This window comes from Nostoc sp. 2RC (genome assembly GCF_014222165.1).
GTDB lineage: Bacteria > Cyanobacteriota > Cyanobacteriia > Cyanobacteriales > Nostocaceae > Nostoc > Nostoc linckia.
The window spans coordinates 19,975-44,408 of sequence record NZ_JACKZU010000010.1 but is presented as its reverse complement, the minus strand read 5'-3'; the positions used below and the strand labels follow the sequence as shown (position 1 = coordinate 44,408).

Annotated in this window: 21 protein-coding genes, 1 other RNA gene and 1 pseudogene; 14 read left to right on the top strand and 9 right to left on the bottom strand. The window is 40.9% G+C overall.

Annotated features, from left to right (window positions below):
• Nucleotides 1-61: 61 nt before the first annotated feature.
• From GNE10_RS02760 to GNE10_RS02745, 4 genes are all read left to right on the top strand, one after another.
• Entirely contained in the window at nucleotides 62-754 is a 693-nt protein-coding gene (locus tag GNE10_RS02760) for a hypothetical protein (RefSeq protein WP_185563545.1), read from the top strand.
• Nucleotides 755-987: 233 nt separating this feature from the next.
• Nucleotides 988-1,407: RNase P RNA component class A (gene rnpB, locus GNE10_RS02755), an RNA gene on the top strand.
• A gap of 77 nt (nucleotides 1,408-1,484) precedes the next feature.
• Nucleotides 1,485-2,204 (top strand): ribonuclease III, encoded by a 720-nt coding sequence (gene rnc / locus GNE10_RS02750; protein WP_185563544.1) that lies wholly within the window; start codon nucleotides 1,485-1,487, stop codon nucleotides 2,202-2,204.
• Nucleotides 2,205-2,388: 184 nt separating this feature from the next.
• Complete coding sequence (locus GNE10_RS02745; protein ID WP_185563543.1) at nucleotides 2,389-3,489, top strand: Gfo/Idh/MocA family protein; 1,101 nt, start codon at nucleotides 2,389-2,391, stop codon at nucleotides 3,487-3,489.
• Between the two features lie 106 nt (nucleotides 3,490-3,595).
• On the opposite strand, the gene GNE10_RS02740 is transcribed toward GNE10_RS02745, so the two are convergent.
• Nucleotides 3,596-5,737: an ATP-binding protein gene (locus GNE10_RS02740; protein WP_185563542.1), complete on the bottom strand. Its 2,142-nt coding sequence runs from the start codon at nucleotides 5,735-5,737 to the stop codon at nucleotides 3,596-3,598.
• Nucleotides 5,738-6,167: 430 nt separating this feature from the next.
• Here GNE10_RS02740 and GNE10_RS02735 point away from each other — a divergent pair, with 430 nt between their 5' ends.
• The 3 genes from GNE10_RS02735 (at nucleotide 6,168) to GNE10_RS02725 (ending at nucleotide 9,126) form a co-directional block, all read left to right on the top strand.
• Entirely contained in the window at nucleotides 6,168-6,989 is an 822-nt protein-coding gene (locus tag GNE10_RS02735) for a RibD family protein (RefSeq protein WP_185563541.1), read from the top strand.
• Nucleotides 6,990-7,189: 200 nt separating this feature from the next.
• Entirely contained in the window at nucleotides 7,190-8,374 is a 1,185-nt protein-coding gene (locus tag GNE10_RS02730) for a GNAT family N-acetyltransferase (protein WP_185563551.1), read from the top strand.
• Between the two features lie 362 nt (nucleotides 8,375-8,736).
• On the top strand, nucleotides 8,737-9,126 hold the full coding sequence (locus GNE10_RS02725; RefSeq protein WP_185563540.1) for a DUF4346 domain-containing protein: 390 nt from the start codon (nucleotides 8,737-8,739) through the stop codon (nucleotides 9,124-9,126).
• A 378-nt stretch (nucleotides 9,127-9,504) separates the two neighbouring features.
• Here GNE10_RS02725 and psb32 read toward each other — a convergent pair whose 3' ends face one another.
• On the bottom strand, nucleotides 9,505-10,248 hold the full coding sequence (gene psb32 / locus GNE10_RS02720) for a photosystem II repair protein Psb32 (protein ID WP_185563539.1): 744 nt from the start codon (nucleotides 10,246-10,248) through the stop codon (nucleotides 9,505-9,507).
• 385 nt (nucleotides 10,249-10,633) lie between these two features.
• Between psb32 and surE the strand changes: the two genes are divergently transcribed.
• Nucleotides 10,634-11,314, top strand: coding sequence for a 5'/3'-nucleotidase SurE (surE, locus tag GNE10_RS02715; protein WP_185563538.1), 681 nt, complete (start codon nucleotides 10,634-10,636; stop codon nucleotides 11,312-11,314).
• A gap of 33 nt (nucleotides 11,315-11,347) precedes the next feature.
• Here the strand turns inward: surE and GNE10_RS02710 are convergent, their stop codons facing one another.
• Together GNE10_RS02710 and GNE10_RS02705 are read right to left on the bottom strand one after the other, a co-directional pair.
• Entirely contained in the window at nucleotides 11,348-11,647 is a 300-nt protein-coding gene (locus GNE10_RS02710) for a hypothetical protein (protein WP_099067025.1), read from the bottom strand.
• 708 nt (nucleotides 11,648-12,355) lie between these two features.
• Nucleotides 12,356-13,030, bottom strand: coding sequence for a HupE/UreJ family protein (locus tag GNE10_RS02705; RefSeq protein ID WP_185563537.1), 675 nt, complete (start codon nucleotides 13,028-13,030; stop codon nucleotides 12,356-12,358).
• A gap of 369 nt (nucleotides 13,031-13,399) precedes the next feature.
• On the opposite strand from GNE10_RS02705, the gene tpiA reads away from it, so the two are divergent.
• Together tpiA and folP are read left to right on the top strand one after the other, a co-directional pair.
• Complete coding sequence (tpiA, locus tag GNE10_RS02700) at nucleotides 13,400-14,131, top strand: triose-phosphate isomerase (protein ID WP_185563536.1); 732 nt, start codon at nucleotides 13,400-13,402, stop codon at nucleotides 14,129-14,131.
• A gap of 230 nt (nucleotides 14,132-14,361) precedes the next feature.
• The gene (gene folP / locus GNE10_RS02695) at nucleotides 14,362-15,222 is read left to right on the top strand and encodes a dihydropteroate synthase (RefSeq protein ID WP_185563535.1); all 861 of its coding nucleotides are present in this window, start codon (nucleotides 14,362-14,364) and stop codon (nucleotides 15,220-15,222) included.
• A 139-nt stretch (nucleotides 15,223-15,361) separates the two neighbouring features.
• Here folP and GNE10_RS02690 read toward each other — a convergent pair whose 3' ends face one another.
• Nucleotides 15,362-16,204 (bottom strand): SPFH domain-containing protein, encoded by an 843-nt coding sequence (locus tag GNE10_RS02690; RefSeq protein WP_185563534.1) that lies wholly within the window; start codon nucleotides 16,202-16,204, stop codon nucleotides 15,362-15,364.
• Between the two features lie 385 nt (nucleotides 16,205-16,589).
• On the opposite strand from GNE10_RS02690, the gene GNE10_RS02685 reads away from it, so the two are divergent.
• Nucleotides 16,590-16,931 carry a hypothetical protein gene (locus GNE10_RS02685; protein ID WP_185563533.1) on the top strand — a complete coding sequence of 114 codons (342 nt, stop codon included), beginning with the start codon at nucleotides 16,590-16,592 and terminating at the stop codon, nucleotides 16,929-16,931.
• 378 nt (nucleotides 16,932-17,309) lie between these two features.
• On the top strand, nucleotides 17,310-17,489 hold the full coding sequence (rpsU, locus tag GNE10_RS02680) for a 30S ribosomal protein S21 (RefSeq protein ID WP_008226419.1): 180 nt from the start codon (nucleotides 17,310-17,312) through the stop codon (nucleotides 17,487-17,489).
• A 387-nt stretch (nucleotides 17,490-17,876) separates the two neighbouring features.
• Here the strand turns inward: rpsU and pth are convergent, their stop codons facing one another.
• Together pth and GNE10_RS02670 are read right to left on the bottom strand one after the other, a co-directional pair.
• A complete protein-coding gene (pth, locus tag GNE10_RS02675; protein WP_185563532.1) occupies nucleotides 17,877-18,521 on the bottom strand; it encodes an aminoacyl-tRNA hydrolase in 645 nt (214 codons plus the stop codon).
• 156 nt (nucleotides 18,522-18,677) lie between these two features.
• Nucleotides 18,678-18,950, bottom strand: a complete 273-nt coding sequence (locus tag GNE10_RS02670; protein WP_099067031.1) for a TatA/E family twin arginine-targeting protein translocase — start codon at nucleotides 18,948-18,950, stop codon at nucleotides 18,678-18,680.
• A 452-nt stretch (nucleotides 18,951-19,402) separates the two neighbouring features.
• Here GNE10_RS02670 and GNE10_RS02665 point away from each other — a divergent pair.
• Nucleotides 19,403-20,035, top strand: a pseudogene (locus GNE10_RS02665) (Uma2 family endonuclease).
• A 503-nt stretch (nucleotides 20,036-20,538) separates the two neighbouring features.
• Here the strand turns inward: GNE10_RS02665 and psbH are convergent.
• The gene (gene psbH, locus GNE10_RS02660; RefSeq protein WP_099067033.1) at nucleotides 20,539-20,742 is read right to left on the bottom strand and encodes a photosystem II reaction center phosphoprotein PsbH; all 204 of its coding nucleotides are present in this window, start codon (nucleotides 20,740-20,742) and stop codon (nucleotides 20,539-20,541) included.
• Nucleotides 20,743-20,827: 85 nt separating this feature from the next.
• Here psbH and psbN point away from each other — a divergent pair, with 85 nt between their 5' ends.
• Nucleotides 20,828-20,959 carry a photosystem II reaction center protein PsbN gene (gene psbN / locus GNE10_RS02655; RefSeq protein WP_096540744.1) on the top strand — a complete coding sequence of 44 codons (132 nt, stop codon included), beginning with the start codon at nucleotides 20,828-20,830 and terminating at the stop codon, nucleotides 20,957-20,959.
• 63 nt (nucleotides 20,960-21,022) lie between these two features.
• On the opposite strand, the gene GNE10_RS02650 is transcribed toward psbN, so the two are convergent.
• Nucleotides 21,023-24,337 carry an alpha-mannosidase gene (locus GNE10_RS02650; protein ID WP_185563531.1) on the bottom strand — a complete coding sequence of 1,105 codons (3,315 nt, stop codon included), beginning with the start codon at nucleotides 24,335-24,337 and terminating at the stop codon, nucleotides 21,023-21,025.
• Between the last annotated feature and the right edge of the window lie 97 nt (nucleotides 24,338-24,434).

Sequence of the window (24,434 nt, the reverse complement as noted above, 5' to 3'; positions counted from 1 at the left end):
TTGCGGGCGATCGCTAAGTCGAATATACATTCATTATTGTGGGAGTTAATATTTTAAAAATATGAGGAGTAGCGACCAGAATTTAATAATTTTGACCATTTATATTATTGTTGTTTCCTATGTTTTTAACCGCATGGTTGAATCCATCGATGACCAAGTTAAATTTGAATTTAAAAAAGGAGTTGTTGACGACCAGCTAAAAGAGCAAAATCTCAACGACAAAATTGGTGTTTCCTTTAAATTCAAATCCTCATACCCCATTGACGACCTGAAAGATTTAGGGCTGAGTATTGAAAATAAATCTGAAAATATTGCTGTATACGTTGATTGGGACAACAGTTCTTTAGTAGTTGAACATAGCAAACAATCGCGCCGAGTAATTCGCAAATCACCAGACTTAACCCGCGATTTAGCTGTACCCCAAAGCCCTAGCTTGATTGCACCCAAAAAGACACTTTCTGAGACAGTCACAGCAGAAGATGTTTTACAGCGCCAAGAAAATGGCACCTACTCAGCTAACAAACCACTCATTGATATCAATGGACTGCAAAAAGGGCAAAAAAAATTGTACAACGACTTTATAAATAGAAGAAAAGAATTAGAGTTTTCCCTACAACTAGTATTAAGAGTATCTGAAGTGCGTGTAGGTTTAGCTCCCGGTGTCAATTTTCCTCCTATTAGCATTATCAATTGTCCTTTCACAGTCAGAAAATTGCCTTGGACTTATGCACTACCTTGGAACAAGAAGAAGTAATAAGTTGTTGATGGTTGACGGTTGACGGTTGACGGTTGACAGGCTAAAAAGGCATCTTTATTTATGCCATTGCTAGAATTAATCAGTTTTCCCAACATATCAATAAGCTATTGCACTTACTCAAAAGTCATCAGTCATCAGTCATCAGTCATCACTCAACGTCAAATTGCCACTGAAATAGGTTTACTAATTTAACACAATATGCCATCCAAGATTACACTGGAGGTAGGGAGAGAGTAGACGCAGGCGGTTGCAGATCGGTGATAATCACTGGTTTGAGGAAAGTCCGGACTCCCGAAAGACCAAACTTGCTGGATAACGTCCAGTGCGAGCGATCGTGAGGATAGTGCCACAGAAAGATACCGCCAATCAATTTTAGATTTTAGATTTTAAATTTTGGATTGAATCTAAAATCCAAAATCCAAAATCCAAAATTGTTTGGTAAGGGTGCAAAGGTGCGGTAAGAGCGCACCAGCAGCATCGAGAGGTGCTGGCTCGGTAAACCCCGGTTGGGAGCAAGGCCGAAGGAACTACGGTTGGTCTTTTACCAGTTCCGCTCAACAAGAGCCGCTAGAGGCGTCTGGTAACAGGCGTCCCAGATAGATAACTGCCCTCGCAAGAGAACAGAATCCGGCTTATGTGCTGCTCTTAAACTATGTGAGGTATGGAGGTTCAGCTTCCTACCTCATTAATTTGTATTGCGTGAATTTTGAATTCGGAGCGAAGCGACGTGACCCTAGTTTATCCACGCCGTCAACGACAACTCGAAAGCTTAGTCAAAAAATTTGGTTTGTCTGCACAAGCACCAATCAAATGGCAACTATTGGACTTAGCGCTAACTCATCCCACTGTTTCTGACTCAGCAAATTATGAACAGTTGGAGTTTGTTGGTGACGCAGTGGTAAGGCTAGTGTCAGCTGTGGTGTTGTGGGAAAATTACCCAGATTGTCCAGTGGGGGATTTTGCGGCAATTCGTTCGGTGTTGGTGAGCGATCGCATTCTCGCCCAATTAGCTAGAGAATATGGTTTGGAGCTATATTTGCTAGTTGCTGGCAGTGCTACGGCTGATAAAGTTGGTCAAGAGTCACGATTAGCAGATGCTTTTGAAGCAGTTTTGGGTGCGCTTTACTTAAGTACTCAAAATCTAGAACTGATTCGCCCTTGGCTAGATCCCCACTTTCAACAACTAGCCGCAGAAATTCGCCTCGATCCAGCTAGGCTTAATTACAAAGCTGCTCTACAAGAATGGACACAGGCACAATTTAAAGTTTTACCAGAATACCGAGTTGTAGAAGTCAATCAACCCCACCGCAACCAAGAACGTTTCGTTGCTGAAGTCTGGCTACACGGAAATATGCTAGGACAAGGTAAAGGACGCTCAATCAAAACCGCCGAACAAGCAGCAGCTAAAGTAGCTTTTTTAGCAATTGCAAATCAGGAAAAACCCTGAACTCAAAAGATTTGAATTAAATTAATAATTCAGATGGTTGTTATTGGGTATGGGGTATGGGGCATGGAAGAATAATAACTCTGAGTGTCCCCGGTCATCAGTCAACAGTCAACAGTCATCAGTCAACAGTCAACAGTCAACATCCCCCACACCCAACGACTAATAACTAATGACTAAATAAAAAATGACAAATCAAATTAAAATCGCTGTTATCGGAGTTGGGCGTTGGGGTGTGCATTTATTACGAAATTTTTTAGCACATCCATCCGTCAGTGTAATTGCTGTGGTAGACCCGCATCCAGAAAGATTGATAGCAGTAAAACAGCAGTTTAATTTAAATGAAGATGTAATATTAACAACACAATGGCAGGATTTGAAGCAAGTGCCAGGACTGACAGCAGTGGCGATCGCTACTCCAGCTAGCACTCACTATGCTTTAATTCAAGACGCTCTGCAACAGGGATACCATGTTTTGGCAGAAAAACCCCTAACTCTCGACCCAGCAGAATGCCGGGAGCTTTGCCAGTTAGCAGAGCAGCATAATTTAATATTGATGGTTGACCACACCTATTTATTCCACCCAGCAGTTGAGCGGGGACAAACTGTAGTTCAAGCCGGTAAATTAGGGGATTTGCGCTATGGCTACGCTACCCGCACCCATTTAGGCCCTGTGCGCCAAGATGTTGATGCTTTATGGGACTTAGCGATTCACGATATTGCTATTTTTAACACTTGGTTGGGTCAATCCCCTGTAAAAGTACAGGCAAAGGGTATGGTGTGGCTACAAGAAGGTGGGGAGCAGAGGAGCAGGGGAGCAGAGGAGAATTCATATTTTTCTTCTCCTGTGCCCCTCTGGCCCTCTGCCGCTCTGCCTCAAGGTTTGGCTGACTTAGTATGGATAACACTGACATACCCAGATAACTTTCAAGCTTATATTCACTTGTGCTGGCTCAATCCCGATAAGCAGCGACGATTGGGGATTGTAGGCAGTCGTGGTAGTTTAATTTTTGATGAATTGTCACTATCTTCACCTCTAACTCTGTTACATGGGGAGTTTGAACAACAAGGTAACCAATTTATTCCTGTGAATCAAAGTCAGGTGATGCTGGAATTAGAACCAGGAGAACCTTTACAACGGGTTTGCCATCGCTTTGTTGTCTCTATTCTTAACAATACCCCCTCAGAAATTTCTTCTGGCTGGGTGGGGACGCAGTTAGTAGAAATCCTTGCAGCTTTGACGGTATCTCTTAAAGAAGACGGTAAAGTTGTTTTTCTCAACCAATAGCCAAGGAGAGTGACTAAATAGCCTAACGCCAGCAGATAGGGCCAAACAAATCCAAAATCCAAAACTTGTACTGAGCCTGTCGAAGTATCCAAAATCTAAAATTGTCTCACCTTTGAGAAGTTCCATTTGCATAAACCCCTCCTTTTGGGAGACTGAGCAGGATAGTTTGCTGGGGTGAAAGACTAATTTGATAAATCTCTTTACCAGGTAGCTGCTGAAGGTTTGGGGAGTTATTTTTGTTTGTCTGTACTTTCTGGGTTTTGCTGCTCCCCACTGCTACAACTCTTTCTGACTCCTGTGGATGAGGTTGACGGCCTACCTTTACCCCCTCGTTTCCAGAGGAAAATCCAATATCGCCTGCATTTCCTTGTTTGTGAGAAATAGGTAACAGAGAAATATCAATCAAAGGTAAGGTAATCTTGACTGTTGTACCTTGATGAAGTCCCACACTTTCAAGAGTGATGGTACCTCCCATGAGTTCGATTAAGTTACGTGAAATTGCTAGCCCCAGTCCAGTACCTTCATACTGACGTGTGGTTACACCATTCACCATTACAAAGGGGCGAAATAATTTGTGTTGTTGTGCGGGATCGATACCTATACCTGTATCTTTAATAAACACTACTGCTTGAGATTTACCATTACTATATTCAATGTCTGTAGTGATGGTAATGCTTCCACTATCAGTGAATTTGGTGGCGTTACCAATAACATTAATTAACACCTGCTTGAGTTTGACTGCATCTGCGTTAATTGGTATCGGTTCAGTACCTAACTCACATTTCAATTGCAAGCCTTTTTGTTGAACATTAACTGATTGTAAGTTAATCACCTCTAGTAATAATTGTCGTAAGTCAAGAGGTGCTGTAACTACTGAAAGTTTCCCCGCTTCAATTTTAGAAATATCGAGTAAATCATTAATAATTCCTAGCAGGTGAATTGCTGTTTCATCTGCACGTTTGAGAAACTCTAGTTCTTCTTCTCGGTCATCACATAAACCATCTGCAACCAAGCGAATACAGTTAATAATAATATTCAATGGGTTTCTCAATTCGTGGGAAGTTGTAGCCAAAAACTGACTTTTAACTTGGTTAGCGCTTTTTGCTTCTTTCCAAGCGGTTTCTAGTTCTTCTGACCCAGCTTTGAGCCGTTGCACCATTTGGTCTAGTGCTTGAGCTAGTTGGTCAAATTCTCGGATTTTGAAGTTGCGAGGAACTGGTTGTGCAGCGTGGTGAGAGTGAATATTGAGAGCGTAGTCTCGTAATTCTTCTACAGGACTTGCCAAGTAAGGAGCTAGATATAAAGATGCTAATAAACTTGCACCAATTAAACCAACTGTTAAAACAATGAGGATGAGTTTGATTTCTTCTAGACCAAAAAGGGCATTATCAACTGTGGTAACAGCTAAAATTATCCATTTTTGCTGTTGTTGTTGACTGAGTGGATTAGGGATCGCTGTATAGCCAGCTACTAATTCTTGTTCTTTGTCTTGTTCCTTAAATGATAAATTTATGGAATCGTTGCGTCCAGCAATTGCATTTTTGATTATGCTTTTGAGTTGGGAAGCATTTGGATGCTGTTCGATATTAGTTCCTACCCAACCTATTAATGGATGCGCCAAAATTGTACCGTCTTCGGCAATCACTACCATTGCACCTGTAAGCGATCCCGGCCGATTTTTGGTTTGTTGATACAGTCTTGATTTAATACTTAAACTGTAAACTAAATTTGTTCGGCGATCGCTAACTGGTGCAGATAAGACTAATTGCAGCTGATTTTGACTGTTTCTTTTACCAGTCATTCCTGATTTTGGCGGAAAGACTGCTTTAACATCAACTCCGTCATTAGGCAAAGGAAATTTTAATTCTCCAATTACTTCATCGCCGCAATCACTGGCAATTATTTTCTGATTGACGACTTCTGTTAATTGGACGCACTCAATACTTGCTGGGAGTCGTTGCCTTAGTTGCTTGAGAATTTCTTCCTCTTCATTTATGGGCAAGTTTGAGGGAATTACTGTGGTTTTACTGACACTGAGCAAATGCGCTTTTAATAGAGTGATGGCATCTACAGTTTTCTCAGCTTTACTAATAGCGCTTTCTGTTAAATTCTGACGGGCAGTTGCCAATAGGCTAGTACGTGCTTTATTCAAAGCCACAATTTCACCTACAAGCAAAACTGGGACGAATAAAAGCAATATTCTCGTTACTAAAATTCGGCGAAAGGATGATTGGCGGGAATTAGTCATCGACTGTCTCACTTTGCATCTGCAAACCGTAAAAGCAAAGATATGCAACTTAGATCGGCTAAATGAGACATTTCATCATGTTATCATAACTTTATTTTCAATGTTTAAAAATAACAAATTGTTATAGTTGAAAAAGAAACGTAGTATACCAAAAGTTATATACGGTGGATTTAAAAACGATTTATGTTGCATATGAATACAGTAGTTAAACTTCATTCAAGTTGAGAAGAGGAGTTTTTCAAAAGTGAACAGCGAACGGGAAACCAAGAAGGAGAAAAAGTCTACAATTGGGAGATAAAACTTGATTTTGAAAAAAATTCAGGGTTTCAAAGTAGACGCGGTTTAAATAGTGAAATAGTAGTTTGTAAGGAGGAATTTTTTTCCACCTACACACTTTAAAGCAAAACACGAAAATTGTGAAAGTAATTGAATGCTGCAACATCGTCCTCATACTACAGTTGTTTTAGCGATGAGTGCAGATGGCAAGATAGCAGATTATAGGCGATCGCCTGCTCGGTTTGGTTCAAGGGCTGATAAAGCACACTTAGAAAAACAAATCGCTGCCTCTGATGCCGTTTTATTCGGTGCTGGTACTCTAAGTGCCTACGGAACAACACTTACAATATCAAATCCGAACTTATTGCAACGTCGGGCACAAGGGGTTAAACCCCTCCAGCCAATTCATATAGTGATTACACATTCTGGAAACCTCAATCCGGAAATTAGCTTTTTTAAGCAACCAGTTCAACGCTGGTTATTGACGACGATGGCGGGAGCAGCTTCCTGGAATCAATGCGAAAATACACTTACAGACCACTTGCCTGAACTGAAGAAAGAGGAAAATGGCACTGGTTCCCCAGAAGGGTGGCACTTACAAGAACTCTCAAAACCACGGCAAAATGGCGTCTCCCAAACCTCAGCAAAGGAGTATACTCCAAAATTTGAGCGGATTCTGGTTTTTGAAACACCAACGGGAGAAATTGATATTTCCACAGCTTTGAAGCATCTAGCCACTCTACATATAACACGCTTAGTGGTTTTAGGTGGCGGTCAATTGGTAGCTTCCTTACTGCAATTAGATTTAATCGATGAATTATGGTTGACTGTTTGTCCGTTGATTTTAGGCGGTACTGACGCACCCACACCGGTAGACGGACAAGGATTTTTATCTCATTTAGCTCCCAAATTGCAGCTTCTAGAAGTTAATACAGTCGAGCAAGAAGTATTTTTGCACTATCGCCTGCAACGATGAGCTTTCTTAGATTAGGCTAATTAAGGAATTGGGCATGGGGCATGGGGAGATTATGAGGTAGGGGAAAGGTTAAAGGGAAAAGGGAAAAGGGATAAATTTAACCTTTCTCCCTTACCCCTTTCCCTTTCACCATTCCCTGGAAAGTCCTGGAAAGCCCAATGCCCAATGCCCCATGCCCTACTCTCTTAACAACTGACACAATGGTGGAACAACTCAAACCCCGCTATTCTGTTCTTTGGACGGACAAAATCGCCGAAGTACCCCAAGATGCCTGGAATGCTTTGGCTGTACCACTCAAAACACCATTTTTAGAGTGGGAGTGGCTGAATAATCTTGAAACTTCCCACAGTGCTACACCTAAAACTGGTTGGTTACCCAATCATTTGATGTTGTGGCGAGACAGAACACTGATTGCTGCGGCCCCTCTTTATCTCAAAGGACATAGTTCTGGTGAATTTGTCTTCGATCATCAATGGGCAGAGTTGAGCGATCGCATTGGTATACGCTATTATCCCAAACTGCTGGGAATGACACCATTTACCCCCGCTGAGGGTTATCGGTTTTTAATTGCCCCAGGAGAAGATGAAGAAGAAATTACAGCGATAATTGTGCATGAAATTGACACTTTCTGTGCTAAAAATCGCATCTCTGGTTGTCATTTTCTCTTTGTCGATCCCCAATGGCGGCCGATATTAGAACGGCATGGTTTTACGAGTTGGTTGCACCACAGCTTCATTTGGGAAAATTCTGGTTTTAAAACTTTTGATGACTATTTGCAAGTATTTAATGCCAATCAACGTCGCAATATCAAACGCGAACGGAAAGCTGTGGAAAAAGCAGGTTTACGATTGCAACCATTGACTGGGGATCGCATTCCTTCATCTTGCTTTCGTTTGATGTATGAGTTTTATACAGACACCTGTGATAAATTTGGCTGGTGGGGTAGCAAATACCTGACACAGAGGTTTTTTGAACAACTAGAGACTGATTATCGCCATCGAGTTTTGTTTTTTGCCGCATATAGCGAAGAAGATAATTCTTATCCTTTAGGAATGTCCTTTTGTTTGTTTAAAGAAGACAAACTCTATGGCAGGTATTGGGGAAGTTTCCAAGAAATAGATTGTCTGCATTTTGATGCTTGTTATTATGCACCGATTGAGTGGGCGATCGCTAACAACATCCAAATTTTTGACCCTGGCGCTGGTGGACGCCATAAAAAACGGCGTGGCTTCCCCGCCATGCCCAATCACAGTCTCCACCGCTTTTACAATAATCGTTTAGGACAAATTCTCCGCCCCTATATTAAAGAAGTAAATCAACTCGAACAGCAGGAGATTGAGGCCATTAATGCAGAGTTGCCATTTAGTAATCGTGCAGATTCCTAAACATCGAAAACTCAGTATATGGGAATTTTTTTGATGTTGACTGTTGATGGTTGACAGTTAACCGTAAACAGTAGACCTCTTGCAAAAGTGTTTTTTGCAAGAGTTGGGAAAAGGGAAAAGGTTAAAGGGGAAGGGGACAATACAAAACCTTTCCCCTTTCCCCCTTACCCTTTTCCCGACTTATGCAAGAAGTCTAGTCAACACTCAACAGTCAACTAACTTAACAGGTAACCATGCAATTTAAAAGCCCAATAGTTTATTCTTCCCTATTCCCTACTCCCCATTTACAACTCAGAGGGTAAACAAAGAATTACACTTGAGATAGAGTGTAAAAACTCTTAACAAAAAATTTGCCTTTGATAATGCTCACAGATTTAATGGTTAAAGATTTAGCAGCAATTGACGATCGACTTTCTCAGCGTCATATAGACCTCGATCCCGGTGGATATTTCATCATTTACTTGGATAGAGACGCAGAGTTAATTTATGCCAAGCATTTTACAAATGTTATTGATGAACGCGGTTTAGCAGTGGATCCAGAAACAGGAAAGGTAATTCCTGCACGAGAAAAGGTAGAACGAACTCACACCACAGTTTTTAGTGGCAGAACAGCCAAAGAACTTTGCGTAAAAATCTTTGAAGAAACTCACCCTTGCCCAGTCACTCAATTAAATCATGCAGCTTATTTAGGCCGAGAATTTGTCCGGGCTGAAGTCGCTTTAATTACAGAACAAGAATATGTTCAAGATTAATAAGAGTGAAAAGTGAGGAGGGAAGAGTTATGAGTGAGGAGTTAGGAGTTAGAAGTTATGAGTTAGAAGTTAGGAGTTAGAAGTTAGAAGTTATTAGTGAGGAGGGAAGAGTTAGGAGTTAGGAGTTAGAAGTTATTAGTGAGGAGGGAAGAGTTAGGAGTTAGGAGTTAGAAGTTATTAGTGAAGAGGGAAGAGTTATGAGTGAGAAATAAGGAATTATGAGTTAGAAGTTAACAATTAGGAATTAGATGTTAAAACTTAGAAATTCACGACTGCTAACTTCAAATTCTAAACTCCTAACTCCAAACTCCTAACTCTTAACTCCTAACTCTTAACTCTTAACTCCTAACTCCTAACTCCTAACTCCAAACTTTGCCATTACCCATCAGATGATGGCTGATTGATTTGGTAGATGTAGTAAGTGGCCATTGGAATAACGGTGGCGGCAATTAATAATCCTATTACCCAAGCTGTAGCACTACCTTGGACAGCTTTAGTTTCTTCTGCGTCCTTGAAAGTACCTTCTACCTGAACATTTTCAGCGATTTGCGGAGGCCCTGGATCTGGTTTGCCTGAAAGGACGGCGACGAGGCGATCGCTAGCATCAATAAAGGCTTGATTGTATTTGTTACCTTTACGTAGTGGCGTACTTAGAGTTTCATTAGCTACACTCTCGGTAATGGAGTCTGTGAGCAATGATTTAACGCCATCGCCAGTAATAATAGCGGTATTGTTGGTCGCTGTATCAAGAACCAATAAAGTTTGATTTGCTTGGGCTTCTTTTGTGGGAAACCATTTTTCAAACAGTTCTTTAGTAAAGCTTTCGGCTGTTTCGCCGTAGTCAAAGTGGCGAATGGTAACGATTCTCACTTCTTTACCAGTTTGCTTTGCCAAATCCTGCAAAGCGCTGCTAATCTTACCTTCGTTCAGACGACTGATGACTTCACCTTGATCTAAAACCCAGGTGTCATTTCCTGATGTCAGATTCGGTATTTGATACACACCTGTGGCTAAAGCGGGTGCGGTAAACAGCGACGCTGACAAAATAACCGTCACTATTGGTAGGATCAGCCGAATGAAATGTTTTTTATTGGTAAATAATTGCTTGATGAGCTGTTTCATCGTATTAACTCTAAGACGGGCTTGCACCAAAAATACTATAGAACCGCTGTAAAAATCATCTAGTTCTGAGTATTCTGCAATAGAATGTTTCTGTTACTACTGGCAGATATATATTTTACAGGATTTTTTATTGTACAAATTTTCTATGAGTGGGCTGTCAGTATTAACTTTGACCTAACACACTCGCTACTTGCAAGAAACACCGCCCTTGTGGGAGTTAACCCAAATGCTGAGGGCGGAATTTGCAAACCATCTAGAAATTATATAGTATTTTGAATATTTTTGGTAGAATCAGCAAGATTTTTTTAGTATCCACAACTAAAGCCTTCTGCGTCCTGCCCGATGCCAACGATAAATATTTACGCCAAGCTACTTAAATAAATATATGACTATAATTCTCACTAATGATGATGGTATTGACGCTCCTGGTATCCGAGCCTTGGTAAAAGCTGTCAACGGCAAAAATGCTATTATTGCGGCTCCTGTAAATCATCTGTCTGGTTGTGGACATCAAGTCACCACGACTAGTGCCATCAACCTGCAACGACGTTCTGAAACTGAGTATGCCATCGCTGGCACTCCTGCTGATTGTGTAAGAATTGCATTAACACAAATTACGCCAGATGTCAAATTTGTACTTTCAGGTATTAACGCTGGTGGTAATCTAGGAGTCGATGTCTACATTTCCGGTACGGTTGCTGCTGTGCGAGAAGCTGCAATGCACGGTATTCCGGGAATTGCCATTTCTCACTATCGCAAAGCAAAGCAAAATTTTGATTGGGATTTGGCTGCTAAATTTACTACTCAAGTGTTAGCAGATTTACTCAACCGTCCCCTGGAACCTGGATGTTTTTGGAATGTCAATTTGCCACATTTACAACCGGGAGAACCAGATCCTAAGATGGTGTTTTGCCAACCCTGTATCAAACCTTTGCCGGTCAATTATCGCATTGAGGGTAATGATTTTTATTATGTAGGAGAGTATGGCAAACGCGATCGCACTCCTGGTAGTGATGTCGATGTATGTTTTTCTGGCAATATCGCCGTCACTCAATTGAGAGTTTGATATATATCCGAACTTCTTTTTACTTTTATATTGTTAACCAGCATCTCCTTGAATTAAATACATAAATCTATCTAGAGTATGTGTTAGTTCGTTGAGTTTTTGCAGCGAATTTTGCTGAGATTCCGCGAGAGTTTGTACTGCGTCGCATAAAGCAACAATTTGATAGCCTTGTTGTTGCACCTGCTGTCCTTGTGCTTCGAGTTGTGTGCTGACCGTCTCCAATCTTTCTGCGAGACGTTCGATTGTCTCAGTGGTAGAAAGTACTGCTTCTCCAATTTGTTCCACAATAGATTCCAAACGATTTATTTTTACTTCAATTCCTGTTGCAATCATTTGTTTAACACCTTAATTTTGAGACAGCATATTAGTAAAATTCCTAATTTCAATTGAAATAAATAATTTCAGTACCAACATGAGATTAAGATTATCATTTCGATAATATGTGTGATTTTGTTGTTTGATGCATCTATCTAATGTTGTGTTTAGGGACTTATGCAATAAGTTGAAGTAATTATACATTTGTTGTTTAATTTTTCATCAAACAATAGCTAAAAGGCGATAAATTCGGTTGTTCTCAGTGCTAATTCTCAGTTTAGAGAATTGCAATTTACCTTTCATATTTCAGTATAGAATCAGATAAGGTTGCTTAGAATATTAATTTTATTCCTTTTATTTATGCTGATGACCATTGCTGGCAAAATCAATTAGTCTAAATTTTCTTTAGTCAAAAGGCTATGCACTTCCAAGACAAATATGTATAGCAGTTGAAGCATAGTTTAAGACATAAACCGAACCTAAAACCCAGATACTCAGGGAACTGCAAAAAATAAATAATTCCGGTTAAAGCGTTGACTGTTAACTGTGAACTGTCAACGGTCTTCTATAGAATATTTTTTTTACTTTAAAGTCTCTTGGGGACTTTAAAGCGCTATATGTATTTGCCAATGAAGTTTTAGTAATACTACAAACAGGGTATGAGGACACACAGTTAGCTATGCGTCCCTAGCAATGACTGTATTGTATTGAACTAAAAGACTTGATTTAGATAATTGAATTGCTCAAAAACACCATCGCGATCGCACACAAACAAAAGCCAGCAATACTAATTTTCCAAGGTACAATTCGGTTGATTTCCCCCATACCCATCGCACTACCAATTTCTCTAACGCTCATGGTAACTGCAAACTGAGTTAAAGTAATACCTAATATATAAGCAATTATAGGTATTATTCCTGACACAGTAATGGATTGTTCGTGAATGTAACCCTGAAAGAAACCAACACTAATACTCACCAGAGCAAGTAACATAAAATTTACTTTATTTGCGTTGATGAGCATTGTACCTAAGAAAATAGTAGAAATACCTATGGCTATTTCTATTCCTGGTAAATTTATCTGCAATAAATGAATTATAATCCCCAAAATTACTGCTAAGACAAAATATCCAACTATCAAAGCGCCACGAACAAATATAGATGACAGTAAGCCAATAGTAATAATACCAACTAAGCACTTTGAGTTAATAACTGGATCTGCTATTCCCCAGATGGAACCTTCCCAATAGTTAGAAATGGCGTGAACAGTAGGCGTTCCAGTCAAGGAACTTAGCAAGCTAATTAAAATCAGAGCTGCGATCGCTGCAATATGGCGATCTAATACCTTCAAGGTATAAAATTCCGGTTTAACACGGAATTCTGATAATTTAGTTTTGAACATAGCTATATGGAAAATCGGGTTTTTCGGTAATTTATACTACCCACCTACTTTCAGAAACTAACGTGATAATAACGATAAATCATCTTAACTTTATAAAGTTATGTAAAGTTTCAGTGGTGGTGACAATATATTGTTAATTAATGTATTAATAATTACAGCTAAACCTCTCCACCGTCCTACAAACCCACTGTTAAAAGAGTTGGGCAAATTCTTAGATACTGAAAAATCATTCGGTAAGCCGGTCAAGCTTGTCAAAAAGCGTGTAGCAATAAAAGCAGTCAAGCTTTTGTTTAAAATGCTGATTGCATCCCAAAAAGTTCTAGACTGAAAAATGCATCTAGTAGCGTTAGGATCTTGACGAAATTACCCGTGCGAAAAATAGTTATTGCCGGTAACTGGAAAATGTACAAAACCCAGGCAGAGTCCGAAGAGTTTTTACAAGGATTTCTGCCCCACCTACAGGAAACGCCTGAAGAACGTGAAGTACTTTTGTGCCCTCCTTTCACTAATCTCAGCGTTTTGTCTAGGAATTTACATGGTAGTCGCGTACAACTGGGGGCGCAAAATGTCCATTGGGAAGAATATGGAGCCTACACTGGTGAAATTTCTGCCCCGATGCTGATAGAAATTGGCGTGCGCTTTGTGATTGTCGGTCATAGCGAACGACGCCAATACTTTGGTGAAACGGACGCCACTGTTAATCTGCGCCTGCGAACAGCTCAAAGGTTTGGTTTAACCCCGATTCTTTGTGTTGGCGAAACCAAAGAACAACGAGATAACAAAGAAACCGAATCACTGATTAGTCTCCAACTCGACAAAGGCTTGGTAGATATCGATCAGGACAATTTGGTGATAGCCTATGAACCGATTTGGGCAATTGGCACTGGTGATACTTGTGAAGCTGTAGAAGCTAATCGCATAATTGGCTTAATTCGTAGCCAATTGAACAATCCCAATGTATCAATTCAATATGGCGGCTCAGTCAAGCCCAATAATATTGATGAAATCATGGCTCAACCAGAAATTGATGGCGTTTTAGTGGGAGGAGCAAGTCTCGAAGCCGAGAGTTTCGCTCGGATTGTTAACTATAAGTCAGTCTGATGTGCCTTTTATCCTTCCCATGCAGATAGCATGGGAAAGGCTAATATCAAAACTAGCCTTCGCTGCGATTTTTAACTTTATTAAGTGAAATATTCTGAATTCTGACTTCTGACTTCTGACTTCTGACTTCTGACTTCTGACTTCTGACTTCTGACTTCTGACTTCTGACTTCTGACTTCTAACTTCTGACTTCTGAATTCTGACTTCTGAATTCTGACTTCTGATTTTTTATGCCAAGTAATTTGATAATTCGAGAACGCTGTTTTGAGTGGGGACAGCGGACTTATTTGATGGGCATTTTGAATGTCACCCCTGATAGCTTTAGCGATGGGGGCGAATTTAACACTACCTCTGCGGCTTTAGTCCAGGCGCAAGCATTGGTGGCTGCTGGTGCTGACATCATCGATGTGGGTGGTCAATCAACTCGACCAGGGGCAAAGCAAATAACCCTCGAAGAAGAACTCCACCGCGTGCTATCTGTATTAGAGGTAGTCAGACCGTCCATTTCAGTACCGATTTCTGTGGATACTACTCGTGCGGCTGTGGCCAGGGCTTCTGTAGAAGCTGGGGCAGATATGATTAATGATATTTCTGCGGGTAGCTTTGATTCGGAAATGTTACCAACAGTAGCCGATTTAGGCGTCCCAATTATCTTAATGCACATCCGAGGAACGCCACAAACCATGCAACAGATGACTGATTATCAGGATTTGATGGCAGAGATTTTGAGTTTTTTGCAAAAGCAAATTGCTGCTGCAACTGCTGTGGGAATCGATGCAAATAAAGTGATTATCGATCCTGGTATTGGTTTTGCGAAGAATTATGAGCAAAATTTAGAAATTTTTCAGCGATTGCCATCGCTGTGGGCATTAGACTGTCCTATTTTAATAGGAGCGTCTCGTAAAAGCTTCATTGGTAAGATTCTCAATCAACCAGATCCCAAAGCGCGAGTTTGGGGAACCGCAGCAGCTTGTTGTGCTGCGATCGCAAATGGAGCTGATATCCTCCGGGTTCACGATGTCCAACAAATGCGCGATGTTTCTTTGGTAGCTGATGCAATATTCCGACGAACCGCACAAGGTGAGTGTTAACAAATACAGGGAGTGGGGAGTAGGGAATAGCAAAAGAAAGCACCGCCAATCAAGTTGCTCTTTAGCAATTCCAAATCAAAAATATTCTACTGTTGGCAGTCAACAGTCAACAATTAACACTCAGCAACTCCCACTTCCCTTAAGTAGTTCCGTTTTCTGATTTTTGGGGGCGATCTTCGTTAGTCACTGATTCAGCAATCAATTCCTGAAACATCTCTGTGGAGTTAGCCGGATCGACAAAGACAATTTTGGCATTATTGCTCTCGCCTAGTTGTTGGCTGGCTTTGACGTAATCTTGAGCCACCAGATACCGCAGAATTTCCTTACTTTCTGGATTAGAACGTAAAGCTTTAGCAATGATTTCTACTGAAGTCATAGTTCCTTCTGCTTTGCGAATGGCGGCTTCTTTTTGTCCTTCCGCTTCGGTAATTAGTGCCCGTTTTTTGATTTCAGCAGCTTGCTCATCTTCCCTAGATTTACGTACACTCTCAGGTAAAGTAATTCTTTGAAGATCTAACCGCAGAATTTGTACTCCCCAATCTGCTGTGATTTCATTCAACTGATTTAAGATAGCTCTATCCATCTCCGCTCTAGAGACGTTGGTTTGCTCAAGGGTATTTTGAGCAATGATTTCTCGCAACGTGGTTGTGGCCAGCTGCACCAATGCTCCTTGGAGATCTTCAATAGCGTAAAAGCTTTTCTCAATATCTATAATCCGCCAGTATACAATTGCATCTACTTCTACGTAAATATTATCTTTGGTAATTACATTTTGGGGCTTGATGTCGATATATTGCTCTCGCGTGGTATCTTCCATGACAATTTGATCCACCAAGGGAACAATAAAGTTTAGCCCTGGTTTAAGTTTGCGATGATACCGTCCCAGGCGTTCCACTAAAGCTTCATTACCTTGATTAATCAGTTTGGCAGAACCTAAGGCATAACCTATAAGGGCTAGGACTATAGCAATGATTGGCTCCATATATGCTCCTATTTAGCTGTTTGGGAGAATTTAGTGTCAAGGATATGCTACTAGCTTGTCATACCTTTGAGTTAAATGTTTTGAGTCTGTAATTTTATGAACATCACCAGCAATATCTAATATCGAGTTGCTTGGTGTCTTGTATGTATGAAACTTTTGCGGAATGCGATCGCTATTAAAGCACCTCGATCGCACCCTGGCAAGAAGTACTTTCTGTAATCAGCTTTACTCACACCAGCACCTCCACACAGCCAAAACAATCTAAGTAAATATACGTGAACAAAAATTAAAATAATTTTACGTAAATTTTATTACTAATTTCAAAACTCCAGTATAAGTCCGAATAAAATTAGGTTCAGCCACATAAAAATCATATACAAATACTATGGCCAGGCTGTGGATCAAACTTATAGGTTTAATATTGCTTTTTACAGGATTATATTTTTTTACTCAAAACATCATATTTGTGGCAGGTTACTATTCTTTTTCCCGGAGCTTACCTGCTACGGCCTCAGTTTTAGCAATGATGGCTGGTACTTTTACACTGGTGTTTTTTCACAGAGAAGCTAGCAATTTGGGATGGATATTGTTAGGCGTTGGTGTAGTGCTAGTTTTCTTGAGTGGTGGAGTAATTTTTAGATCCACTAGCTTATGGAATTTATTAGTTGCTTTCACTGCATTAGCAGTGGGATATAAATTATTTAATCAAGGCAGAATTAACTTTTAAATACTACTCAGGCTGGGGTGGGGAGTGAGAGTATTCTCTTCGAGAGCAACTGAGTATTAAAATCCAGAATCCAGAAGTCAAAATTAACAAGGCTTTAGTCCCCAAACTTCACGATTTAATCAAAACAAAAAAGTTATGCTCAGGGACTTGCAAGTAAAAATTCCATTGCTACTGTCAACTGTGAACCGTCAACACTCAACAGTCAACAGTTAACACTCAACAATCAACCACCTGAATTAGATTAAACTTGTAGCTAAATGTTAATTTCAGTTCTCAACCAGGAGAACAGCCTCCTAATCATAGCTTTGTTCAGGGGGTTTTACTAAGGTTGAGGCTACTATTACAATGGAAACTATTGATTATGAGGACAAGGCAAGAATGACCCAGGTTGTTCTAGGAGAGAACGAAGGAATAGATTCAGCTTTACGTCGATTTAAACGCCAGGTATCCAAAGCTGGCATATTGGCTGACGTAAAATATCATCGGCACTTTGAAACACCGTTGGAAAAACGCAAACGTAAGGCAGTGGCAGCTAGACGCAAAAGACGTTTTAAATAAACCTATTTGCTTTGGTACTGACGTTGCTTGAGGTAATAACCTACAACAGGCAACGGCACCATCGCCATTATTCTTACAAAAATTAAGATGTACCACACCCATTTGTTTGGGTGTCGATGAGTCAGTTTACTTATACACAGAGTGTATAGGAGCTTTATATTGGTTGGATGGAGCAAGCTAAAATTGCTGCCCATCAACCAAAATAAGCAGCCTGGGAGATGGGAGGGGATGAGGGGGATGAGGTTCGACTTCTCTACGAGACGCTACGCGAACTTGTACTGAGCGGAGTCGAAGTACGCTCATCAACTGGGAGATGAGGGAGACAAGGAAGACAAGGGAGATAAATCCTGATTTTCCAGTCATCAGTCACCAGTCATCAGTCACCAGTCAACAAGACTCAGAGTTACTAATAGTACGACTATTACAAACATTCATCGCTTTTTCTACTCCCTGTTTTAGGGTTAGTTCTACGCACTCAACCACGAACTGAAGTACAAGAGACATCAGTTGATTTTCAGTAGCAGAAAATCGCCCTAGTACATGGGAGATAGTATCCGAATCATCTTTATTAGCTGCATCTTTGGGTTTACCAATACCGATTCGCAAACGGGGAAAATTTTGAGTGTTCAGATGTGCGATCGCACTTTTCATTCCATTATGTCCCCCAGCCGAACCAGACAAACGCAAACGAGTCTTTCCCAAAGGTAAATCCATGTCGTCATAAATTATCAACACTGACTCAGGCGGTAATTTATACCAACTCGTCACTGATTGTATGGCTTGTCCCGAACGATTCATATAAGTCAAGGGCTTGAGCAAGCGAATTTTTCCTCCACCTGGTGCCATACCCTCACCGTACTCTCCTTGAAACTTGCGATTTTCTGCTAAGGTAATGCCCCAAGCACTACAGAGAGCTTCCACAGCAGTAAAGCCAATATTATGGCGTGTTTGGTCATATTTGCTTTCTGGATTCCCCAACCCAACAATTAGCTGGGGAATCACCAAAGCTGGTTGCGTAACAGCTTCTGTCATTTTGCTACATTCAATTAATTTTAGGGGTATGGGGCATGGGGCATGGGGAGATGAGGGAGCAGGGGAGAAAATCTTCCCCTCTGCCAAGAACTGCTTCTTCCCAATGCCCTGTTTGGCCAATGCCCAATACCCAATGCCCAAAATAGTTATGTTTTTCTAGCCAACTTGTGAAGAATTAGCAGCGTCGTGCTGTGATTTAGCAGGCTCGATTTGCTTGGGTTCCAATTCGGCGGTAGTTTTTACAGCTTCTTCTAATTGTTCGGCTTCTTTTTGAAACTCACTTTGAAATTCCTTAGAAGCTTCTTGAAAGCTGCGAATTGTTTTGCCGACGCTGCGGCCAATCTCTGGTAACTTCTTTGGGCCAAAGATTAACAGTGCTACTACCATAATTACTGCCATTTCTGGTAGACCGATACCAAATATATTCATTTTTTTATCTCCGATAAATCCTAAAACCACTATATAGATTTACATATTTATGTAGTCTACTCAATAATCGCCTATTATGGAAAGCGATCGCCCCACAAGAAAGTGATGTCTTATGTCACTGACAATTAAATATTCAGTCTAGTGTAGTGAACCAATTATTTACAGCATATTGTACCTTGGTGAGGTACAGATAATCGTAGAGGCGCATAGCTATGCGCCCCTACCGGTGTACTTCATTTACTTGAAATATGCTGTATGTAGAGTTGAGCAACTGTTCGGTTTGCATCTACCTCTAAATTCACTCTCTGCTAGCCAAAATCGCTAAGAACAACCTATGAAACGGAAAAACTAGAACATCAGCGAGTTGAGCCACTAGGCGAACAACGGTGTCAAGCAACAAAACAAGGTTTAAGACTAGCAAGTAATAAAGATGAACTAGGAAGTTACCAACCATGACACAATCTCTACAAAAACTATTTACATTTAATGAATTTTTAGAATTTTTAGAAACACAACCAGAAAATATCCGATATGAATTACATGATGGAGATATTATTCAAACGCCGCCACCATCAGGTAAGCACTAGCTAATTGTAGCTTTTTTAACAGTTATTTTAGGTTATGAATGCCTTCGCCTTAAACTTTTTTACGGTATACCTAAAACCGCTACAGTGAAACCAGGAAATAAAACGTCAGGGTACTATCCAGATGTTTTATTAATGAATTTTTCAAACTTGGGCAATGAACCACTATGGAAAAAACAATCAATCCTTAGTAAACCAGAATCAATACCATTAGTGATTGAAGTAGTCAGTACTAACTGGAGAGATGATTATCATAAAAAGTTTGCTGATTATGAAGAAATGGGTATTCAAGAATATTGGATTGTGGATTATGCAGGTTTGGATAGCAAAGAATTGATAGGCGACCCCAAACAGCCAACAATCACAATTTATTATTTAAGTGATGAAGGTGAATATAGGGGAAAACAATTTAGAGGTACAGACCGCATACAATCGCCTACATTTTCCGAATTAAATTTAACTGCTCAACAAATTTTTCAAGCTGGAGGTCTGCCAAATTGACCACAAGCCAATGTAGCCTCTCTACTTCTTCCGTCTTTTTTACTTGTGCTAGTAACCATATAATAATCAGATATTGACGACTTTCTACCACGTCTTTCGTCTCACAGTAAAGCTGTTCCAACTCACCAATATCTATAGGACTCCTATTTGGTTGGGTGAAAATAACTGCGTACACTTTACTCTTTTATAACCCTGTTACCTATTGCCTATTGCCTCTTGCCTGCCTATACAGTTCAGTTTATTAATCAAATCGGACTACTATAAATGCGTGGCTATACTGATTCTTTTTGGCATACTTCTTAGTTCTCATCCTTACTTTTATCATAAGTAATTATCCGAACATGATATGACTCCTGAATTCTGACTTCTGAATTCTGACTCCTGACTCCTAACTCCTAACTCCTAACTCCTAACTCCTAACTCCTAACTCCTGAGTAACAAAAAAACCCGGACTAGCCGGGTGTGAGTTCATTCGCGATCAAAATCAGATAAGTGTGTATCAATTAGCGTCCTAAACTCCGCCAATCAACATTCACATCCTGAATCAAGATTGTTTTATTGTAAAGTTGCAGAATAATCAGCAGAAACACAAAAAACAGCAAAATAAAAACAGCCATTACAGGGGTAGTACCCCAACCTGGTGCCACTTTCCCATACTCAGAGTTCAGCGGTCTCAGGATATCTCCCAACCTAGTCCTTTGTGCCATAGTTCACCTAAGATTACTTGCCCAAGCTTTTTTTAATCTTCTGTAATATTCTATAAGAATAGCACTCATAATCAATCTTAAAATTATGGAACCTGCAATAGTTCTTAGCATTTCTGTAGCTGCTGTTTTGATTGCCATTACAGGCTATGGAATTTATACATCTTTTGGCCCTCCCAGTAAGCAGTTGAGCGATCCTTTTGAAGATCATGAAGACTAGATTGGGCATTGGGCATTACATCGGTGGAAAAGCAAGACTGACCACCGACTAAAGAATAGTGCCTTACCCAAGCCTGGGGTTAGTCGCTGGTGTCACCTTGAAACTAGCGATTTTCCAAGGCTGTATTGTCAAGATTTGTTGCCCAGATGAGAATTGGGCAGCATCAGCAGCAGAACGCTCTAACAAATCTACCGTATTTCCGAGAGTTATTCCTAAATCACTTCGCACACATAACTCGGCTGTTTCTCCGTGACATTCATAACACCGCAGAATTAACTCCTGTGGATCATCTTCTGCTGGCTTCAAAGCCATCAAAATCAGATTTGCGGATGACAAATTTAAAAAGCTTGCTGAGTGTTGAGTGTTGAACGGCACTTGCTCCATTTGGGGAAACCCCAAGACCGCAGTGGCTCCTGTTAACTGGTGACTGGGGAGTGGGTTTACTATCACTTGTAGGGGTGTATTCAATTGATAGCCATGCTGTACTGTATGGGCTGATTGCCAGGTATTGGGGTGGGGATATAAGGCATAGGTGAATTCATGGAAACCTCGGTCGGCTTCGGGGTCTGGCCAATTGGGGCTACGTAGTAGTGTGAGGCGCAATTGATTCAGCTTGGCATCGTAACCATATTTACAATCATTGAGTAAACTTATTCCGTATAAACCCTCGTTTGTTTCGCTGGTTAAATCAGCCCAACGCAAGGCTGGTACTTCCCATTTTGCTTTTTCTGCGGGGGTTTGGGGTTGAGTGGGACGGCGAATTGCGCTACAAGGAATTTCATAGGTAGCGAAGTCTGCTTCAATGTTGAGAGGAAAAGCAGCTTTTACCAATACCTGATTTTCTTGCCAGTTGACTCTAGAGGAAATTTTCAGCACAGGGGAACCAGCTTGGAGAATATAATCTTGGCAAAATTCTGAATTACCCAACTGACGCACCACACGCAGACGATTTTCCACTACACCTTGTTCTACCCACTCAATAGATTGAAGATTGCTTGCGGGTAAGGGATGTTGGGCATAGTTGGGGTCTATGTTCCAAGCATCCCAATATTGACCGCTATCTTTAAAAGCTTGCAGTTGGTTTCCTGCACCATTCAAAACTTCGCGTTGATAAGTTTTGTCAAAAACACTTGATAAATCTCCCGTTTCAGGATTTATGACGACTTGCAGAAATTCATTTTCTAGAACCCATTGTGGGGATGTAGCTTTAGGTTCGTCCAGGGTGGGAGATGAGGGGGAAAGCCAAAAGAGGCGGTAGCCTATGGGTGGGATGTCGGGGGCGAGAAATAGTAAAGTTGATGGTTGAGATAATTGAGAGACAAGCAACTGGCCGGAAGTATCGTAAATTTGCCATTGTTGGGTAGTTGTTGCTGGTGCGGGTAAGGTGATAGAAACTACCTCAGAACGCTGCCAGTTGAGAGAATTGAAAATAAAAATAGGTAAACTATTGGGTTTTGGTGGTTGTGGTAGGGTAATGTGAGATGCGATCGCCTGCAATGATTCTTGTAATATCTTCGTTCCTGTTTGTTGAATTTCTTGCCATTCAACCAAGGCATCTTGATAAACTTGGGTAATGGAAGAACCAGGCAAAATATCATGAAATTGTTGAAATAACACCTGTTTCCAAGCAACTTCGATTTCGGCTTTGGGATACGTCACACCACAGCTAATGTTTGCCAAAGTTGCAAAGAGTTCTGCTTCATACAATAAAGTTTCACAACGACGATTCCAGCGTTTTTGGTCTGCATGGGTAGTGTAGCAGCCACGATGGAATTCCAGGTAGAGTTCGTCATTCCAAGTGGGGAAAGAAGAGGACAGGGAGACACGGGGACGCTCTGACGCGGGGACATTTTGATTCTCTGCGTCGTCGCGTCTCTCTGTATCTGCGTCTGTTCTATTCTCCGCGTCAGAGCGTCTCCCCGTCTCCGTGTCTTCTTCCTTGATTTGCTGTAAATACTTTTCGGCGGTGGTAAATTCTAAATCTGGGAAGAAGGGGGATTTTTGCCAGCGTTGGGCGGTTTCTAACATATCACGGGTGGGGCCGCCGCCGTGGTCGCCGACACCGGGAAGCCAGAGAGATTCTGGTAAGTTTGTTTGATTTTGCCATTCTAGGGCGTATGATGCCATTTTAATTGGGTCGATGGCTTCACCGATGGTTGCAGACATGAAACTAAATACTTGACTACCATCAGGCGATCGCCACCAAAAAGCACCATAATCAAATTTAGTAGTATCGTTCCAGCGTAACTTTTGGGTGACAAAATACTCAACTCCAGCATTAGCGAAAAACTGCGGTAAAGTTGCACAAAAACCAAAAGAGTCTGGAACCCACACCACAGGGGAAAGTTTGCCAAATTTTTCTTGTATGTATCGCTGACCATACAATAGCTGACGCACAATCGATTCACCAGCAATCAAGTTTAGTTCCGGTTCTACCCACATTCCACCGAGAACTTCCCACTTTCCGGCTGCTACTTGTGCTTGAATTGCTTTAAATAAATCCGGGCGATGTTCTTCAATCCAAGCATAAAGCGCCGGAGTGGAATGACAAAAAATTAATTCTGGAAAATCTGCTTGCAACTTTAACACTGATTCAAAAGTGTTTTGTGCTGCATTCCAAGTTTCACTCACAGGCCACAACCATGCTAAATCTAGATGAGCGTGACCAAGCAGGTAGATTTTGGATTTGAGATTTTGGATTTGGGATTGAATTAGATTTTGCCTTAACGACTTTACCCACTCTTTTGGCTTTGCATCTGGGCGGTTGGTTATGTTTCTCACTGCTTCTACCAAAACATCCGACTTTTCTGGTGCAAAGTTTTGCAAATAAAGCTGTAAAACAGCCAACTCATCAGCCACAAAACCCGGATCGGGATTATCATCATCATTAGACTCATAAATAAGGAGCGATCGCACTAAAGCACCATCACAATGTCCCGGACTGACTAGCCGCAATGCAACAATCAATTCTTCCCCCGGCGTTACCTTGCGACTCAACAGCACTCTCGGCGAACAATCAAATAAATCACCCTCCAGCGCTAACTCTCCATTCACATAAATTTCAGCAGCATCAGCCCACCAAAGTAACGCCAGTCGCAAAGATAACCCAGTGACGGGATAACCATGTAAGTCTTGGGGAACAATTAATTTTTGCCCTAACCATAGAACTTTTTTCCCCCCTGTCCAAGCAATATGTTCCTTTGCGTTCAATTCTACAGGTTGCCAATTAGATAAATTAACCGCTGTCACATCAGTAATCATCTCGTCAGATTCTCGGTATAACCAAGTAGACTGAAGATTCACCTGAGAAAAAGAGCGTAATTGCTCAATAGCTTCTGAGATTAAATTGGTTTGAGATTCAGAGATAATTTGAGTCATATTTTCGCTAAAATGAGGGCACACAATCATTAACAGTTTGTGGTTTTTATTGTTCGGCGGGAGTCTCACAACTAAACAAGACTCGAACTCAAAAATT